Source organism: Paenibacillus sp. FSL H8-0034 (assembly GCF_038000305.1).
In the GTDB taxonomy this organism is placed as follows: Bacteria; Bacillota; Bacilli; order Paenibacillales; family NBRC-103111; genus Paenibacillus_S.
In genome coordinates this window covers 4,474,220-4,491,218 of the sequence record NZ_JBBOBS010000001.1, presented here as the reverse complement: position 1 = coordinate 4,491,218, position 16,999 = coordinate 4,474,220, and the positions used below count along the sequence as shown (strand labels likewise).

General features: G+C 46.9%; 15 protein-coding genes. 8 read left to right on the top strand and 7 right to left on the bottom strand.

Annotated features, from left to right (window positions below; all coding sequences use genetic code 11):
* Positions 1 to 255: 255 nt before the first annotated feature.
* Complete coding sequence (locus tag NST47_RS20185) at positions 256 to 660, top strand: VOC family protein (RefSeq protein WP_341156723.1); 405 nt, start codon at positions 256 to 258, stop codon at positions 658 to 660.
* Between the two features lie 372 nt (positions 661 to 1,032).
* On the opposite strand, the gene NST47_RS20180 is transcribed toward NST47_RS20185, so the two are convergent.
* Positions 1,033 to 1,863: an SDR family oxidoreductase gene (locus NST47_RS20180; RefSeq protein WP_341156722.1), complete on the bottom strand. Its 831-nt coding sequence runs from the start codon at positions 1,861 to 1,863 to the stop codon at positions 1,033 to 1,035.
* 97 nt (positions 1,864 to 1,960) lie between these two features.
* Between NST47_RS20180 and NST47_RS20175 the strand changes: the two genes are divergently transcribed.
* Both NST47_RS20175 and NST47_RS20170 read left to right on the top strand, forming a co-directional pair.
* Complete coding sequence (locus NST47_RS20175; RefSeq protein WP_341156721.1) at positions 1,961 to 2,374, top strand: MerR family transcriptional regulator; 414 nt, start codon at positions 1,961 to 1,963, stop codon at positions 2,372 to 2,374.
* Positions 2,375 to 2,494: 120 nt separating this feature from the next.
* The gene (locus NST47_RS20170; protein ID WP_445667390.1) at positions 2,495 to 2,680 is read left to right on the top strand and encodes a transposase; all 186 of its coding nucleotides are present in this window, start codon (positions 2,495 to 2,497) and stop codon (positions 2,678 to 2,680) included.
* Positions 2,681 to 2,777: 97 nt separating this feature from the next.
* Here the strand turns inward: NST47_RS20170 and NST47_RS20165 are convergent, their stop codons facing one another.
* Together NST47_RS20165 and NST47_RS20160 are read right to left on the bottom strand one after the other, a co-directional pair.
* Complete coding sequence (locus tag NST47_RS20165; protein ID WP_341159714.1) at positions 2,778 to 3,023, bottom strand: GNAT family N-acetyltransferase; 246 nt, start codon at positions 3,021 to 3,023, stop codon at positions 2,778 to 2,780.
* Position 3,024: 1 nt separating this feature from the next.
* Entirely contained in the window at positions 3,025 to 3,195 is a 171-nt protein-coding gene (locus NST47_RS20160; protein WP_341156720.1) for a GNAT family N-acetyltransferase, read from the bottom strand.
* 1,357 nt (positions 3,196 to 4,552) lie between these two features.
* Here NST47_RS20160 and NST47_RS20155 point away from each other — a divergent pair.
* From NST47_RS20155 to spoVB, 4 genes are all read left to right on the top strand, one after another.
* Complete coding sequence (locus NST47_RS20155; RefSeq protein ID WP_341156719.1) at positions 4,553 to 5,137, top strand: TetR/AcrR family transcriptional regulator; 585 nt, start codon at positions 4,553 to 4,555, stop codon at positions 5,135 to 5,137.
* A gap of 7 nt (positions 5,138 to 5,144) precedes the next feature.
* Positions 5,145 to 5,891 (top strand): type I methionyl aminopeptidase, encoded by a 747-nt coding sequence (gene map / locus NST47_RS20150; RefSeq protein ID WP_341156718.1) that lies wholly within the window; start codon positions 5,145 to 5,147, stop codon positions 5,889 to 5,891.
* Positions 5,892 to 6,543: 652 nt separating this feature from the next.
* On the top strand, positions 6,544 to 9,786 hold the full coding sequence (locus tag NST47_RS20145; RefSeq protein WP_341156717.1) for an S-layer homology domain-containing protein: 3,243 nt from the start codon (positions 6,544 to 6,546) through the stop codon (positions 9,784 to 9,786).
* Between the two features lie 506 nt (positions 9,787 to 10,292).
* The gene (spoVB, locus tag NST47_RS20140) at positions 10,293 to 11,843 is read left to right on the top strand and encodes a stage V sporulation protein B (RefSeq protein ID WP_341156716.1); all 1,551 of its coding nucleotides are present in this window, start codon (positions 10,293 to 10,295) and stop codon (positions 11,841 to 11,843) included.
* Positions 11,844 to 12,040: 197 nt separating this feature from the next.
* On the opposite strand, the gene NST47_RS20135 is transcribed toward spoVB, so the two are convergent.
* The 4 genes from NST47_RS20135 to NST47_RS20120 form a co-directional block, all read right to left on the bottom strand.
* The gene (locus tag NST47_RS20135) at positions 12,041 to 12,379 is read right to left on the bottom strand and encodes a hypothetical protein (protein ID WP_445667474.1); all 339 of its coding nucleotides are present in this window, start codon (positions 12,377 to 12,379) and stop codon (positions 12,041 to 12,043) included.
* A 262-nt stretch (positions 12,380 to 12,641) separates the two neighbouring features.
* Positions 12,642 to 13,394, bottom strand: coding sequence for a hypothetical protein (locus tag NST47_RS20130; protein ID WP_341156715.1), 753 nt, complete (start codon positions 13,392 to 13,394; stop codon positions 12,642 to 12,644).
* 478 nt (positions 13,395 to 13,872) lie between these two features.
* A complete protein-coding gene (locus NST47_RS20125; RefSeq protein WP_341159712.1) occupies positions 13,873 to 15,081 on the bottom strand; it encodes a hypothetical protein in 1,209 nt (402 codons plus the stop codon).
* A gap of 385 nt (positions 15,082 to 15,466) precedes the next feature.
* On the bottom strand, positions 15,467 to 16,225 hold the full coding sequence (locus NST47_RS20120; protein ID WP_341156714.1) for a TetR/AcrR family transcriptional regulator: 759 nt from the start codon (positions 16,223 to 16,225) through the stop codon (positions 15,467 to 15,469).
* A gap of 305 nt (positions 16,226 to 16,530) precedes the next feature.
* On the opposite strand from NST47_RS20120, the gene NST47_RS20115 reads away from it, so the two are divergent.
* Positions 16,531 to 16,899: a VOC family protein gene (locus NST47_RS20115; protein ID WP_341156713.1), complete on the top strand. Its 369-nt coding sequence runs from the start codon at positions 16,531 to 16,533 to the stop codon at positions 16,897 to 16,899.
* Positions 16,900 to 16,999 lie beyond the last annotated feature (100 nt).

Below are 16,999 nucleotides of genomic sequence, written 5' to 3'. Positions count from 1 at the left end.
TCTTTTTTTAGATTCTCACGTATTTTGTCAGTCCTAACTCCAATCTCACGCTCCGAAGGTCAAGCCCCAACTAGGGTTACATTTCGGAGTAATCTCAAAAAATGTTAAAACACTACTGACATACTGTTGTCAGTAGCGTTTCTTTATAATCACAGTAAGTAAACATAAAGGAGTGGGAGATAAATGCGAAGTATTCTGGCCCAAAGTGATAGGTTACGGTCTTGTATCCTTATATTATAGGAAGGAGGGTATCTCGTGAATTTTGCTTCTGTACGCATCATTACCGACGATGTGGATCGTCTCGTTGAGTTTTATGAGAAAGTCATGGGTGTTTCGGCGGAACGCCCCGCGCCGGTCTTTGCCGAACTCGTTGTGCCATCGTGCACCCTGGCGATCGGCCACTCCCAGACGGTGCAACTGTTCGGTGCTGGTTCCGCAGTGGCGGCCGACAATCACACTGTCATCATCGAGTTTCGCGTTCACGATGTCGATGCCGAATACGAGCGCTTGAAGCCGTTTGTCAACGAGTGGGTAAAGGAACCAACCACGATGCCGTGGGGGAACCGTGCGGTGCTGTTTCGCGATCCCGACGGCAATCTGATTAACCTCTTCGCGCCGGTGACCGAGGAAGCGATCAAGCGGTTCAGCGGCAGGCATTGACGAAAGTTGAAGTGAGTGAGGCTCCAATTTGGGGAGTGGCAACGATTCGTATGTCCATTTTGGACGAATGTGCCGATAACATTTCACCGGTTTTTCCCGGTATGACAATGAACCCGAATGGAGCAGCACGAATACCAACGTGTATATAGCTTAAGGTAAAACGACAACATTCTCTATCAAGATAAAGGAATTGCAATCCCCAACCAAGTCTTAACAAATAATCCCCATTGAAGTACCAATAACTTCATTCCCCTCACAGGCGACTGCAAAGGGCATGTCAAGAACTTTATCTCATCACCATTTCCTTCCAATTTCCTTACAAATCGCGAAGATGCGATGGTTATTTTTTCTACCTTCTTCATTTATCTAACACTATTTAGTGAAATAATGTCCTTGCTCCAGATCTGCAAGAAGCCCATGTTGGATAGGCTTCCAGCCGAGCAGATCCTTCGTTCCTTTACTTGATCTTGCTAAGTCAAGCGACATGACCATGCCTAGAAAACCGAAGATTGCTTGTGCCTCTTCATGCGAGATGCTGACTACCGGCACATCCACGTGACGACCTATGACGCCAGCAATATCGATGAACGGAATGCCTTCCTCGTCCACGCCATCCAGACGTGAACCTGCAGGCGCAGATTCTACAGCGAGGCGGAACAAAACTGCCGCATCCAAGCGATGAATCGCTGGCCAACGGTTAGTGCCGTTTCCAATGTAAGCCGAAGAGCCTATTTCCTGGGCGATCCGGATTAATTGTGGCATGAAGCCTTTATCTCCTTCTCCATGAACGGAAGGTGCAAGCGAGACGATCGATGCTCTCACACCTTGTTCTATAAATGCAAATGCTGCATCCTCCGATGCTTTGCCATTAGCATGAGCTGTGATAACAAGTGGTTTACTGGAGCCAGCTAGCCCCTCTCCCATGGCTTCAATGGCGCGAAGATCAGTTGCTAGTGATGCGGCGAAATTAGAGAAATCGTGGTTAAATGCCAGATGAATAACACCGTCTGAATTGGCTGCACTGCTGCCCAGTAAATCCAGATCCTCTAAAACACCGCGAGCCACCTCAGCCCCTAAGCTTTCTAATACTTGAGCACCACTCTCTGAACGGGTCAGACCAACCACCTGATGGCCCGCACCGATGAGTTCGCGGACAACAGCTGTACCCATATAACCTGCTGCACCTGTAACGAATATACGCATAATAGTTTTACGCCTCCTTAAGCATTTGACGAAGATATGACTCTAGTCTAAACTATGAAGTAAACTCTAAGGCAAGCGTTTGGAGGCATGATTGCAGATGAAAATTCAAGAATTAGGAGACTTGATGGGTTTAACACCCCACACCATTCGTTTTTATGAGAAGGAAGGCTTGCTTGACAGCAGGCATATTCAGCGAGAGAAGAATAATTACCGCAACTACTCAGACGAAGCAATTGAACGGTTAAAGCTGATTAAGAAATTTCAAGGCATCGGCTGCTCGTTAGCTGAGCTGAAGACGATTTTGCAGGATCACGATACGAACGCACGCACGAACCAAGAAGTAATAGAATGGATTCTTCAGAAGATCAATGAGATCGAGCGCAGGAAGGACGAATACGATCATATGCTTGTAACGCTGAATTGGATGCTGACATATAGGAAGCTGCTGAATGAAGATCCACAGCAAGCTGAGGCTATGATGGCGGAATTACGTCTTCGAAATAACATCTAGCCGTATAATCGTGAAAAAGCTCTTTGGACGTAAATTCCATCACAAAGAGCTTTTCGTGGCTCACAAAACTCGGAACCTCTCAATGTCGTTCGAAAAGGCGCCATAGCGTCGTGATCTGTCGTGATCTTTCGGGATTTCGAAGGTCGTGAAATTCCGGTGGTGACCGATTTGATGCAAGTGACAGCGGAGCAAATCGCACAGATGTACACAGCTCGCTGGCAGATCGAAGTCTTTTCCCACTGGATCAAGCAGCATTTAAACGTGGCTACGCTATTAGGCGCCATCGAAAATGCTCTACTAACGTAACGAAGTTACCGAATCGCACTGGCGCAACTTGACTGCCGATCGATACCGGCAGCCGAGTCTTGGTAGTTTTTTGATCTATCGTTTTCCGTTAGCTGAATTATTTTTGCTTTATATGAAAAAGAACATGTTTATTTAAAGGGCTATCTTTCTCAACTTTGGGATGACTGAACATTTTAATAAAACTCATACCGATTTTCATCATTACTTTTTTCGAAGGCTTATTAACATCGGCTGTAAAACTATACACATCATGAAAACCCAATTTGCTAAATCCATATTGTAAACAGGCTGCCGCCCCCTCAGTTGCATTCCCTTGCCTCGACAGCATATAATCCAAAACCACATTACTCAAATTCAGAAATAATTGATTTATAGAATGCATTTGTTTCTTCGATTGATAAAGTTTTAGGAAAATACTTCATAACCTGTTCATCTGCATTTAGTCTACTACAAGACTCTAAGTCTGTTGCTTCCCAGTCACGCAATTGCAATCTCGATGTTTCTAAATATATCATTTTACACCTCCCAATGAAGCTATTGTTGGACGTTTAAGCGTTCAAACTTTATATTTACTCCATAGTTTAACATGATAGCGTAGTTCGACTATCGTTCCCGTTCGATGATAAATTTGGGTAGTTAAAATGCACGACTTGCTACTTGACCTTGATATTCCATTGCGTCTAATGCCCTTATTCGTTGAACCTCACTTAATTCCGATAAATGCATCCATTTATATTCAGAATGTTCAGAACTTAGTTTTATTTCTCCATCATTTGGAATGGAACAGCGAAATATTCCAACTAACCTTCGGTATTAAATATTATTGCATGAGCACCAAACCTAAAGTATCATTAAAAGCCATTCATATCCCCTCCGCACACACATTATTTCATAAAATTGGAATTTATATCAATAAATAATAACTGATAATTAACTGACAGACCTTCATTAATTGAAGCTTATTCCCGTTACTTGAATGAACAAAAAAAGAGCTGCCGCGAGGCAAGCTCCTACAATACCGTTCCATGTTAGCAGAGCGATAAAACTTAGCCAATATGACTCAAATCGTGCATGATGTCTTTGTTTGTATAATACGGACTAACAAATTGAATATAAGATCGACTAAGTTTATCAGGCTGTTACCTCCTTCGTTTTTATTACTCATTTGTCAACGTATTGTTATTTGAGAAAACTGACCTATAGCGGAGCAAATCGCTGCTATGCTTCAGCCCCTCTGGTGTTAAGCTATTGTTCCTGGTTAGTTCAATGCTAACTGCAGTGTTCGATGCACCTTACTAATACATTGTTGGATTCCAACTTTACCTCAGGCACTTAAGAAGTGGCAACTCTAGCCCTCTGAGACATACAGAGAGGCCCCCTTTATAATCTATATTTAAATATTTTCTCTAGTGCATTTCCAATGTTCTGTTCATACTTTTCAACAATTGTAATGTGTTTCGTTTGAGCCTATTTATCAAAAAAATGAATTTATAACCATCTGTCCTCACTAAAGTGAAAAAGCATGTGAGGCCTCCAAGTTATATCTCACCATTATATTCCATATAAGCATTAAATTATCCTACCCTTTCGCTTAATGCTGCTACCGCCGCATGCCCCGCCGCCTCCACTTTACCAGGTATCTCCTTTCTCTTGCGATAAAACAAAACCCGCGGTGATTCTAAATCACCACGTATCGCCACTCCCAGAACATCACCGCTTCCACCACTACCTGTCTGGAGGTCTGTCAGTGCTCAGTTCACTAAAAAACTTTATTTTCTTTCACCAACAGAAAAATTTGCATATTCCCGCCCCATGCGTTACAATCTTAACATCGACAAATTTGCAGGTCTATATAAGGAGGTTCACGCGCCCATGTGCCCCCGTACCAAAGAACAAAATGAAATCATCCGCATGCAGCGCAGAGAACAGATACTGGACGCTGCCGCGCGCGCCTACTTCCACACGGGCGGCAGCTTTGATATTCGCGACGTCGCCCGCGAGGCCGAGCTTGGTTACGGCACGGTGTACCATTATTACCCCAATCGGCATTTATTGATAGAAGATGTACTGGGCAGCGGCTTCGAGCGATGCGAGCAAGCCCTGGCAGAATGGACGAACATCCTTGGCAGCAGCCCGGATGACAGGCAGCTGTTGACGTATTGCAAGGCGCTGCTCGGGTTGTGGCAGTCGGACGCCCGTGCATATCTCGTCTACAAGATGGCGGCGGAGCATTATGCAGGCTTGCCTGAGAAGGATCGGCACGCCGCCAAGAGACGATTCATGGAACGGCTGTACGTTCCGCTCCAATCGATCGCTCAACGCGAAGACGACAGCGTCGACCATTTGCTTGCCGTGCTGGTCGGCTGCTGCGGGCTACACTACTATGCGGGCACTTCCGAGCTGGACGTCGATCGAATCGCCGAGCTCGCGATACAAGCCATTACGAAGGAGTACTGATAAGAACATGGTCATCTTAAAAAGCAAGCATGAAATCGAGGCCATCCGCAAGGCATGCCAAGTGGTGGCCGAATGCCATCGCACACTCGCCCCGCTCATCCAACCGGGCATCACGACGAACGAGATTGAGCGCATCTTCGAGGACATTATCTTGAAGCACGGCGCCAAGCCTTACACAAAGGGTTACAATGGCTATCAATATGCGACCTGTGCCTCCATCAACGACGTGATTGCACATGGCTTCCCTAGCGATAAACCTCTTGAGGAAGGAGATATCGTGACGATTGACACGGTCGCGGAGCTCGACGGCTGGCTCGGCGATTCGGCTTGGAGCTATGCGGTCGGGAAGATCTCACCGACGGCCGAGAAGCTGATGCGCATCACGAAGGAATGCCTTGACCTCGGCATCGCGCAGGCGCAGCCCGGCAATCGGCTCGGCGACGTGACGAGCACGATCCAGCGGCATGCCGAATCGAACGGCTTCGGTGTCGTGCGCGACCTTCTCGCGCATGGCATCGGCCGGGACCTGCACGAGGCGCCGAACTATATGCATGTCGGCAAGCCCGGCAAAGGTCTCCGCATCAAGGAAGGCATGGTGTTCACGATCGAGCCCATGATCACCGAGGGCACCTACAATATGACAATCGATGCAGACGGCTGGACCGCGCGGACGCTGGATCGCAAGCTCGCCGCCCAATACGAGCATACGATCGCCATCACGGCTGAAGGTCCACAGATCCTGACCGCGCAATAATTAGAAGCCGACCAACGAGATCACAGACATCTTTTTTACGTATTCTCCATAGCATCCTTCATCATCCGATACACCATATACGTCGTGTTGGGTTCCAACTTCAATTTTGAGAGGTGGGGGTCAACAGCGTAATAACGAATTACCCGGAGCAGCTAGTTGAAGTGTTAAAAGAACGGGAAGCCCGTGATTAACCTGCTACCGGAAGCAATCTTATAAATTAATGAAGCCATCGGATCAGGGTGCTGCCCTGATCTTTTTTTGTTTTCCGCGAACGCCGCAATCTCCGGTATGCTCTGGAAACCTACCGATCTGGAGAATGCTCGATGGAAATGATTTTTCGTCATTATGAAGCGCATTTTCCGATCATACCGGAAAACGGAGCGTCCGCAGAGCATAGAAGTAACTTTTGTCTGTCGGAATGTCGAATAATAGCCGAAAAACCAAACTTTAGACCGAATTTATAAAGATTTTATATATTTTTAATATATTATAATGGGTATATAGACCTAAATATTTATCCCATTTCGTTTGCTAGCGTGCTATAATAATCCCGTATACTGGAGAGGGAGGAAACAAGTACAGAAAACATTTATAAATTCATAGTAATGAAGTATGAAAGATTGACATCTTGAGATTCAATTAAGGAGGACATATGACGATTATTCAGATGAGGAAAAATGTACTGCTGCTCTTATTGACTTTATTGTGTGCCGTTTCTTTCTGGAGCAGACCAACCCATGCAGAACCTGGTGTTTCTGTAAATATTTCTGGTGCGTCAGCGGTTTATAATTCGACTACCAACGGCTTTGATATGCAGGTGAGTTGGAATACTATATCTCCAGTGGCTACCATTCAATATCACAATGTGTATATGGTGCCTGCAGGGTCACCATTTGATGGTACGAATCCGCCGTTAATTAATGCATTGGCAGGCAGCGGTGCCGGGGGAGGAACGGGAACACACAATTGGTCAAGCAGTTCTAGCATTTCGACTATCAATGGTGGTATTATAGGCCCGGGTACTCCACTTGATGATGGAAATTATGATATATACGTGGTTGCCAGTGTCTCCAATGGTCCTGGTTTTAATAATTTTCCAAGCCAAGCTTACCCGATCCATCTGTCCAGGATGGTGGTCTCCCCGGTTACCATCACAACGGGCGACCAAGTACCTGCTAATCCGACGTATGCCAAAGTCGACGACACCGCCACTTTGACGTTTACGCTCAGTAAGGCGCCAAGCGCGATGCCCACGGTACAGCTTGAATATAAAGATGCAGTTGTAACCAGTGTCGGCAATAATGTTTATAAAGCCCAGTATAGGTTCACGGGATCGGAACATGCAGAAGGAATTATCGCTATTGAAATCTATGTGCAAAATGAAGGACAGCCATTGCGGACGTTTAGTACGACGGACAGCAGTGCTGTATTCTACGACAAAACGAATCCGACAGGCTCAATTACGATCAATAATGGAGCGCCTTCAACCAATACAACAGCGGTAACGCTAGACATTGCCAGTTCGGACTTATATACCCCAACTGTTTATACAAGATCGCAAAAATTACTTCCGTTCGCAGGTACAGCGGCAGAGCCGATTCTACTGGCTTCCATCGATCAGTCGATTTGGAGTATTAAAGCTTTGTTAGCTGGTGCAGGACCGCAACCGGAAGCAGGTTCGGGTGTTGAGAAAATGCGGTTCTCTAACGACAATGTCAACTGGAGCGACTGGGAGCCTTATTCGGCGACGAAAGCTTGGACGCTGACAGACGGCGACGGCACGAAGACCGTTTATATGAAGCTGAAGGACAAAGCCGGTAACGAAATGACGCAGCCAGTGAATGCGAGTATTTTACTGCAGCAGCCAATCAGCATAACGCCGGTCAGCATCACAAGCAGCAACACGGCAAGGGGATACGCCAAAGTCGGCGACACCGCCACCCTGACATTTTCGCTCAGCAAGCCGACAAGCTCGGCGTTAACCGCATCCATTGCAGGCCACGACGTGGCGGTTACGAGTGACAGCAATAATGTTTACAGCGCATCTTATACATTCACGGATTCGGACTTTGATGGACGCGTGCGATTCTCGATTAGCGTGGGCAGCAATCCGCCGGAAGCATCGACAAGCAGCACGACAGACGACAGCAATCTGATCTTCGATAAGACCGCTCCGACAGCGACGGCGCTCACCATTAATAGTGGAGCGGCAACGACGAATACAACAGATGTAACCTTGACGATTGACGGTAATGACACCGGGTATTTGGCAAGTTTAAGCAGACAGCTAGCGTCCGCGGACAATTCGCTTTCTGCCACGTGGGGGCTTCTGGCGTACAGCGAACCGATAAGCTCGGGTCTTTCACAAATGCGTTTCTCCAACGATGGTGTCACTTGGAGCGATTGGGAACCATATGCCACTACGAAAGCATGGACGCTTTCTTATGACAATGGAACCAAGACCGTTTATATGAATCTGAAGGACCTCGTAGGCAATGAAATGACGACACCATATACGGCAACGATCGATCTTCAGAAGCCTCGCCATTCGTCCAGCTCCAGTTCGTCTTATTCACCAAGCGAAACGATTACCATAAATGTAGAAAACGGCGTGGCTGCGAGCGGTTCCGTGGTTTCGACGGCGACAATCAACCGTACAACCGATACAAATGGCCGCAGGACAGACGCGGTTACGTTTACGCTTGACCAAGCCAACAAGACGGTGGAAGAGCTTAAATCGGCGGGATCTGACTCAGCTAGAATCGTCATTCCCGATCCGAAAGACGAAGTGTCCGAAGTCAATGTAACGATTCCGAAAACTTCCACCGAGAGCCTGGTGAAAGGTAACGTAGGCGTTGAAATTTCTACAGTGAACGGCCGCGTTGACATTCCGAAAAGCTCGCTTGAAGGATTTACGGACGACATCTACTTCCGCTTCGTGCCAATTAAGACTGAAAACGATCGCAAGGCCGTCGAAGATCGTGTCAAGAAAGAACAGGAAGTTCGTCTTGCCGTAGGCAATGACAACATCAGCATTGTTGGCAGACCGATGACAATTGAAACCAACCTGCAAAACCGACCGGTCACCTTGATAATTCCGTTAGGCGACACCTCTTCCCTCACTGAACAACAGCTGCACAATTTGGGTGTGTTTATCGAGCATAGCGATGGAACGAAGGAATTTGTCAGAGGTGAAATCGTGAACTATGATGCCAGCGGCAAGCTCGGCATTCAATTTACCGTTACGAAGTTCAGTACATTTACCGTTGTCAAAACCGAAGGCTTGAACAAAATAACGCACAAAGCCTACATCAACGGCTATCCTGACGGCACGTTTGGGCCAGAGAAAAACATCACTCGCGCGGAAATGGCAGCGCTGCTTGCCCGCGTATCGGATAAAACAGCAACCAATTCGAGCATCGCCTATACCGATGTCGCTTCGTCGCATTGGGCGAAAGAAGCTATCGATCAAGCGACCAAAATGGGCTTGATGGAAGGCTACAACGGCAGCAGCTTCAAACCGGAGCAAATGATCACCCGTGCGGAAATGGCAGCGATCCTCTCCCGCATTTCGAGTAATAGCGCTAGCAGCGGCGACAGCTTCAAGGACGTAAACGGCCATTGGGCCCAATCGGTGGTAGCGCAGGCGAAAGCAGCCGGTTATATCGACGGATACACTGACGGCACCTTCCGTCCAGAGCAAACATTAACCCGTGCCGAAGCGGTGACGATGATGAACAAGCTTCTGGGACGCGGTCCGCTATCCGGAGCAGCATCCAAATGGAGCGACGTGTCAAGCGGCAGCTGGGCATTTGAGCAAATTCAGGAAGCTTCCATTGACCATACATCCGAGAAAAACGCAACTGGCGGCGAACAATGGGTAACGACTCCCTAATGGGTTTAAGGTAATAGAATACTTCAGTTCTTGAAAATTCCACAGCAACAATGCACAATAGCGTAAGTCTAAAGCATAGCTAAGAAAAACCGTCAGGGAAGTTTGTCCTGACGGTTTTCTTAGGTTTGACGAACATCGGCAATCTTGTACTCATACCCACGATTGCATTTGTAATACCTTTCGACGGCATATAAGCCAAAATCACATTCCTTGAATTCCGATATAATTGATTTATAGAATTCATTTGTTTCTTCGGTTGATAAAGTTTTAGGAAAATAATTCATATGTATTATTACTAAATCCTCAGTCGCTGCAGCAGCTCTTCGACGCAGCTGAAACTGTCATTCTTTTTTTCAGAGTCTTCCGAGATTACACCGAGAATACGGAGGTCGTCTGCGTTGTCGTCAAGGTTGACCGTCCAAAAATGACATCAACACCGGCTTGTTCGCATGCTTTTCCAATTTTTGAATACATTTAAGTATTCGATAAACAGGAGGACACAAGTCATGTCACAACACGGGCAATCGTTCATGAGAGGTACGCTTGTCTTGTCTGGCGCTGCTTTCATTAACCGTATTCTCGGTTTTATCAGCGGCATGTATATCGCTCGCGTCCTAGGCGCAGAGGGAATCGGCATCTTGATGATGGCGCATCCGCTCGTCCCGCTCGTCATCACGATTACGGAGCTTGGATTGCCGGTAGCAATTTCAAAGTTGGTCGCAGAGGCCCACGCTCGCGGCGAACGGATGAAAGTAAGGCGCATCCTGCATGTCTCGCTAGCTGTCACGAGCGTCTTGAGTGTAGCGCTCACGACCGTATCGTTACTTGGATCTGAGTGGATCGCATCCATTCTACTGAGTGACCAACGCGCTTATTACGCGATGCTGGCGATTACACCGATCGCGCCGATCGTAGCTGTCTCCGCCGTATTAAAGGGATATTTCCGCGGCATGCAGCAGATGAAGACCATAGCCGCTTCCGATGTGTTGGAGCATACGGTGCAAATCGCCTGTGTACTTGCGCTGGTCCACCTATTGCTCCCTTACGGCGTCGCTTATGCGGCAGCCGGAGCAATGGCTGCCTCTGTTGTCAGCGAAGCGATCAGCCTCCTGTTCCTGGTGACAAGCTACAAGCTATACGGTGAACCTAAGATGCCAGGCGAGACTTGGGAAAACCACCTGAAACAGGGAAGAAGCACACTCGGCGAGCTGCTGCAGATCGGACTACCGACAACTGGGCACGGTGTCATTCATTCGTTATACAGCACCTTCCAGCCGCTTCTTATTACAACCAGCTTAGCGCTGGCCGGTATTGGCACGGCGTTAGCCACGAAGCAATTCGGACAGCTTGCCGGCTATGCGTTTCCGCTGCTTTTCATGCCAAGCTTTATCACGCAATCTTTGTCCACCGCTCTCATTCCTGCGATTGGCGAGGCAGCGGCGAACAAGAACAGTCTGCTCATACATGAGAGGATGAATCAGGCTATGATCTTGGGACTCCTGGTCGGCGCACCGGCAACCGTTATCTTGTACGAGTGGGCAACTCCAATAACGACACTTGTCTATAATGCCCCTGAAGCAGGGTTGCTTCTGAAAATACTGGCGCCGATGTTTTTCCTGCATTATTTCGACGCCCCGCTTCATGCGATTCTGCTCGGCCTCGGCCACGCGAAAGTTACGCTGTGGAATTACGTAATAGCTACAGTATTCAAGGGTGTCTCGATCTTCGTGTTCGGCAGCCAATTTGGTATTATTGGCGTTGCGTACGGCATCGGTATCGGCATTGTGATGCAAACACTGCTGAACTTCTTTTCCATCTCAAGCTCGATTGGATTTTATTGGAGTATTCGCCCTTATGTCAAGGTTGGGATCTGCATGATGCTGATGCTGATATGCGGACACTGGACCTATATCTATGTTTCCAGCCATGGTATGCCGCAGCTATGGTGCGTAATCACTTCAATCGTCTGTTCCTTGTTTCTCTATTTGGCCGCACTCGTATTGACGGGTACGTTGAATTGGAAAAGTACGCGCCACAGATTTTCGATCCCATGGTAAGAGTACTCCCCCGCCCTACTAACCGCTAGGTATGAGATCAAATTCTTGTCAATATCGGGAGTGGGAGAGGTTCTTGTTCCTACATAAAAGAAAAAAGCCTGGTTATCAGGCTTTTTTTGCCAAAGTAATGTAAGGAACTTTTGGCTTTTGTGTCCTTGAACACCATTTTCGACAAGTCAGTTAATTTTTGTTATGAGTTATTTAGCGGAAAGGTCATCAATCGCTTGAATAGCTAGTTCCAACGCTTTAATTCTTCTTTTTAAAAGTGTTCTTTGGGGACTACCAGCCTTTGACTTAACATAACTGTTTTCAATTGATGGAAATAAACCAGTAATAACATAGCGAGCTTCTGCTAAGTCTTCCTGGGTGTAATGATGAGGTTTTTGATTCCAAACGTGTTCTAGCGTGGCTAAGCCGATATTAACTGCTTGGAGTCGTTTCTTTACTAGGGTAGTATTTGTTCCATTTTGAGTCATCTGGGACAAGGCATTCTCGAGTTTACTGATTGTCGATTGTAATGATATTATGACTTCCATTTTATCTAACTCTGTTATTTGTTTAATTACACTATCGTCTTTGTTCACCACGACGAATCCTCCTCTAACCCCACTTTTTCACCTCGCAAATACTACACCACATATTGGAATAACCCGGTCCAGCGCAAACGGGGTTATTGATCAAACCCCTATTTTCCCACTTTTTGCGCAGTTGTAAATCCCCTTAATCTGTAGAACCTACGGTTCAGCCTAACGGTCTATCGCCGAAAAATTCACCTGCTTTACTTAAAGAGCAACCAGATCATCTGTTATTTTCTGAAATTGTTTCGCATCCTTTCGACAAGAGCCACTGCTCCATAACGGCAAACGCCTGTTGTGCATCCTGTTCATAGAAGACGACCACCTCTTGCTGGTAGGCATAATTCAATCGTACATAGCCACCTAGTTGCCGGTAGAACAGGAAGCAAGCATAACGGGTCTCAATGGACAAATCCGGTGGAAAATCCGCTTGACACATTCCAGCAAGATCAGGCAGCGAAAGCTGGTCCTGCCCTTGTGGTAAACGCAAAAAGAGATGGCTCCGAGTGCCCGTCCACGGTTCATAATAGACGGACTCCTCTTGACTGATTCCATATATCTGACGATATATTTCATCCAGCACCAAGGCGTACATCCCTTCGTCTTCCTGGGACTCCCGTGCCTGCAGCGAAATGGCCTTTATGTGCTCCGCATGCCGAGGCAGCCAAAGCAGCCCGGCAGTCTGGGGATGCACTGCCAGAAAATCACCGTCCACCGTTGTGCCTATTACGATACACTCGCCGATCTGTTGCTCAGTAATGGGGCTGTCTTCGTCATGCTCCCATAACGCGTACTCCGCAAAAGGTTTAAGCACCTCCCTATCCGGCAGCTGGACATTCAACCACCCTCTGTAAGTCCCTTCGCCGAATTGCCGCAAAAACCGGAGGTAGCCCGGTGGATAACCAGCGACATATTCCTTCGCAAGTGCTTGGTTTTGGCCATCAGACAGCGGTTTTGGCCGAGATACAATGTACATAAATACTCCTCCTGTTACCAGAACGATCAATAGGGATAGCTCAGGTTGAACTGAAACGGACCTGCACTCCTCTGTAGATTGAAGCAACAAAATGCAAATCTGAACAGTAGTTTACCACAATTGGTATAATCTGTACTGAGGCTTTCGTTTCAGAAATCTAGCTGTGACCGCCAGCCTCAGGTGGATATGGCGTATCATGATGGCTAATCAAATTTCGCAATATGCCTGAAGGCTGTCAAATTAATCGGCGGAAATCAGGTTGACTTCACAGGTAGACGTGGCGGAGGGGTAGGGGATTCTGGAGAAACGAAGTGGTCGCCAAGGCCTGCTCCCTTTTATTGAAAACCCAATTTTAATAAAAAGTCCTGCTCGATCTGAACCCGGTTCAGCGCAAAAGGATTGTTGAAATGTATCCTTCTTTTCTATATTTTGCGTATTCTGATATGCTTCCCATTCCCCGTTTATTTTCTCATTTCATTCAATAATCGCGAGCTGCATCGAACCAGCGTTGAGCCATCTCCCCTGTTATAGGCTGGCCAATTAGGTGGTTAGACTGGCTGAGTTGCCATACCGCTTCAGCAAGGTCTTCTCGTTCGGTAGTTTCGATACCTTTAAGGTTATTGAAGCGCATGGTGAAAGCGGTAATGACTGCCTCGGCATCGGCAAAGCTGCAGGCCTGAGACAAGTTTGCCTGTGCAACGTTGTAAGCTTCGTTAGCTAGCTTGGCCAGACGTTTAGGCCAGGACGAAAACGGTCGGCCAAACTCGGTCAGCCACCACTCAGGCTTACGCAATTGGCTCACTGAAGCATGACCGGCCCACGGGTGGGTTTTAGCGCGTGTTTTCATTTGCTGCTTTAGGCGCTTGCCTGAGATCTCTTCCACATTGTAGGCGATAAATCTGTCAAGCAACGGCCACGCGTTCAAGGGTGGCAAGTCCCCAAGATCAGGCATGAAGCGCAGCTCCAAATTCGTTAACTGGGCATGGCGAGCCAACAAGTTCAAGTCGCAGAAGTTCCCCCACAGACTCAGTGAGTTAAGGTTTGGGAAACGGTTCAGACACTCCAGCGAGATGGGCTGTCCCAGCGGCGCGTTCTGTAGCGTCAAGCTCGTCACCTGGTGCAATTCACCCAGGGCGGGCAGCAAGAAAGGAATATCCTTCTTGCGCCTGCTGGTGCGCGGCGCTAGTGTCAGAGAAGATGGCATATCGCCAGTTGCCGAGAAGCGTGATAGATTGCCGGACACACTCAGGCGGTAATTTCGCTTCGGAAGCTTCAGGCTTAGACACCCTCCGGACTGATCCAAGTCGATATGCAAGCCATGCAAATTGGACTGGCTGGCGTCCACTACCATGTCTGCAGACAAGATTGGATTCCACGTCATCTCTTCAATGGGACGCTGTTGTGCCCAGTCAAAGAAGCCTGCGTCACTGCCTGAATAATGAAGAAATCGCGGCCAGGGCGAGCCCGCCGGTGTGGCAAAGGCATCGAATACGGTCCAATCAATGTGCGCATCGGGCGCGACGTGAAGGTCTGCCTTTTTCCCTAAATGCGATGCTCCAATGGATAGACTGCCCACACCAGGCTGAATGGCAAGAGTGTGACTGCTCGGACCTGTCAGGTCGATGAGATAACGACCAGTTTCTCTAACAGAACCCGCAGAAGAGCGGGCTTGGTTGTCATTTGGCATTTCTATCATCCTTTCTTCTAAACCATATCAAGCCATTCGGCAAGTGCAGACATTAGTTCATGCCATGAATAGCCCGCCTGTCTTATAGAGATTGTTTTCCTTTCATTTTAAATTCCATTATTCTCAAGATCTTCTTTTGTTTTGCGCTCACATAATAATCAGGGGGTCTTCACCTGCTATGATATTTAGATATTCATCGTGTATCATATCATAATATGGAAAACAATGGTCGTGATTTCACCTTGGCTAAATACAACAAAATCTCCTAAAACCAAAGGTCCTAGAAGCTTATACCCCATACTTTTTCACAAGCCCACTAAAGATCTCCGCATCACCCACACCACGCTATCTGTAACGGCAAGTTTTTGGGCCATCCCTTATGGGGTTACCCTTCCCGGCTGTCTAAGTTTCCCCATTTTTCTTGCGTAAGTCTGGTCGAAAACCCGTCTATTAATACACTCAATCCAAAATGAAATTCATTCTCCCAATTTGTATTTGTGGTATAGGAGGCCAGGCGAATCATATTTGGAAATCGTTCTTTCGGCAGTTGGCGATAAAAGAGGTCATACTGCTCGCTCATATCCTGGTAGGATGAGTGATGGTTTCTTGACCTGGCATTTAGTTGAGCCTCTTCGGCTACAAAGCCTTGCACGTAATTTTTTAGCATGGAGGCGATCCAAGGAACGTAAGGGTCTGAAAATCCCGCCGAGACGAGCAGCTGATATAGCTTTTCGATTTGGGTTAACCTCTCATAGCCCTTTGCAATCGTTAGATTAAACAACTCTACCGCATCTCGATGGGAGATAAGAACCTTTCTAAACTGCTCCGCCCATTGATAGATCTGTTCTTGCCAAGATAGCGTCGTTTCTGGCCAAACCATTCGGCTGCTTATCCTGTCCGTAAGCAACTGCATCAATTCTTCCTTGTCTTTGACATGGTAGTATAGGGATGCCGTTTTTACTTGTAATTTTTCTGCTATTTTCCTCATGCTTAATTCTTTGAGGCCAATCTCGTTCAATAAAAGTAAGGCGGCTTCCAGGATTCGAGCCTGATCAAGCGGGGTATGAATCATAAGCTGTTCTTCGGTTAACGAATTCGGTAGTCGGGTGGTTCGTCGTCTTGCCATTGCGCGCACCTCTTTCACTTGACAAGTATACCACATTTTTGTATTCTAACATCATTAGATTAATCTAACATCATTAGAATACGCGGTGAATTGCTATCCTCATTTGTCCTCTGGCCCATCCATTCGAGAACAATTGGAAGCAGGAAATAAACCGTTTCAGCAGTTTAGGTGTGTTTGGATTAGTCACATGGATGTTGATCATATCAGCGACATTCATCATCTAAAGGAGCGCAATCTTTCATCGTTAGCGACGAGCCCGAATGGAATGGGGTTAAAGCACATCAAAAGGCATGATATCAGAATAACAAAGAGGAGATGAACAAATGAAACTTAACCATTTGAATTTGTGTGTTTACGATCTGTCAGAGGCAATTATATTTTTTCGAAATGTTTTCAACTTCCAACTTTTAGATCAAAAAGGCGATTTTATTGCCGTGATGACCGACGGTCATGGGTTTAGCCTGGTGCTAAGTAAATTACAGTCCGACCAAGACAAAGCTGTTCCTTACCCCAAGGATTTTCATATAGGTTTTTATGTCGAAACCATGTCCGAGGTCGATCAGTTTTATAAAAAAATTGTGGCAGCCGGCATTGCATCGGAACATGAACCTAGAATGATAAGGGGTGGCTACACCTTATATTTCACGGCTTTAGGGGAAATTCTTTTTGAGGTGACCTGCTATAATTGCTAAGGATTGAAAAAACTTGCCTTTACTTGTGGTACGAATGGAATCATGTTCTTGTCACTTGACATCTGATCTTCTTATTCATACAAAATAAAAAAACCTCCTG

Coding starts and splice junctions, on each gene's coding strand:
- NST47_RS20145 (WP_341156717.1), top strand. CDS start 6,544: ATGACGATTATTCAGATGAGGAAAAATGTACTGCTGCTCTTATTGACT.
- NST47_RS20160 (WP_341156720.1), bottom strand. CDS start 3,195: ATGATATATTTAGAAACATCGAGATTGCAATTGCGTGACTGGGAAGCA.
- NST47_RS20135 (WP_445667474.1), bottom strand. CDS start 12,379: ATGGAAGTCATAATATCATTACAATCGACAATCAGTAAACTCGAGAAT.
- map (WP_341156718.1), top strand. CDS start 5,145: ATGGTCATCTTAAAAAGCAAGCATGAAATCGAGGCCATCCGCAAGGCA.
- NST47_RS20130 (WP_341156715.1), bottom strand. CDS start 13,394: ATGTACATTGTATCTCGGCCAAAACCGCTGTCTGATGGCCAAAACCAA.
- NST47_RS20155 (WP_341156719.1), top strand. CDS start 4,553: ATGTGCCCCCGTACCAAAGAACAAAATGAAATCATCCGCATGCAGCGC.
- spoVB (WP_341156716.1), top strand. CDS start 10,293: ATGTCACAACACGGGCAATCGTTCATGAGAGGTACGCTTGTCTTGTCT.
- NST47_RS20180 (WP_341156722.1), bottom strand. CDS start 1,863: ATGCGTATATTCGTTACAGGTGCAGCAGGTTATATGGGTACAGCTGTT.
- NST47_RS20125 (WP_341159712.1), bottom strand. CDS start 15,081: ATGCCAAATGACAACCAAGCCCGCTCTTCTGCGGGTTCTGTTAGAGAA.
- NST47_RS20115 (WP_341156713.1), top strand. CDS start 16,531: ATGAAACTTAACCATTTGAATTTGTGTGTTTACGATCTGTCAGAGGCA.
- NST47_RS20175 (WP_341156721.1), top strand. CDS start 1,961: ATGAAAATTCAAGAATTAGGAGACTTGATGGGTTTAACACCCCACACC.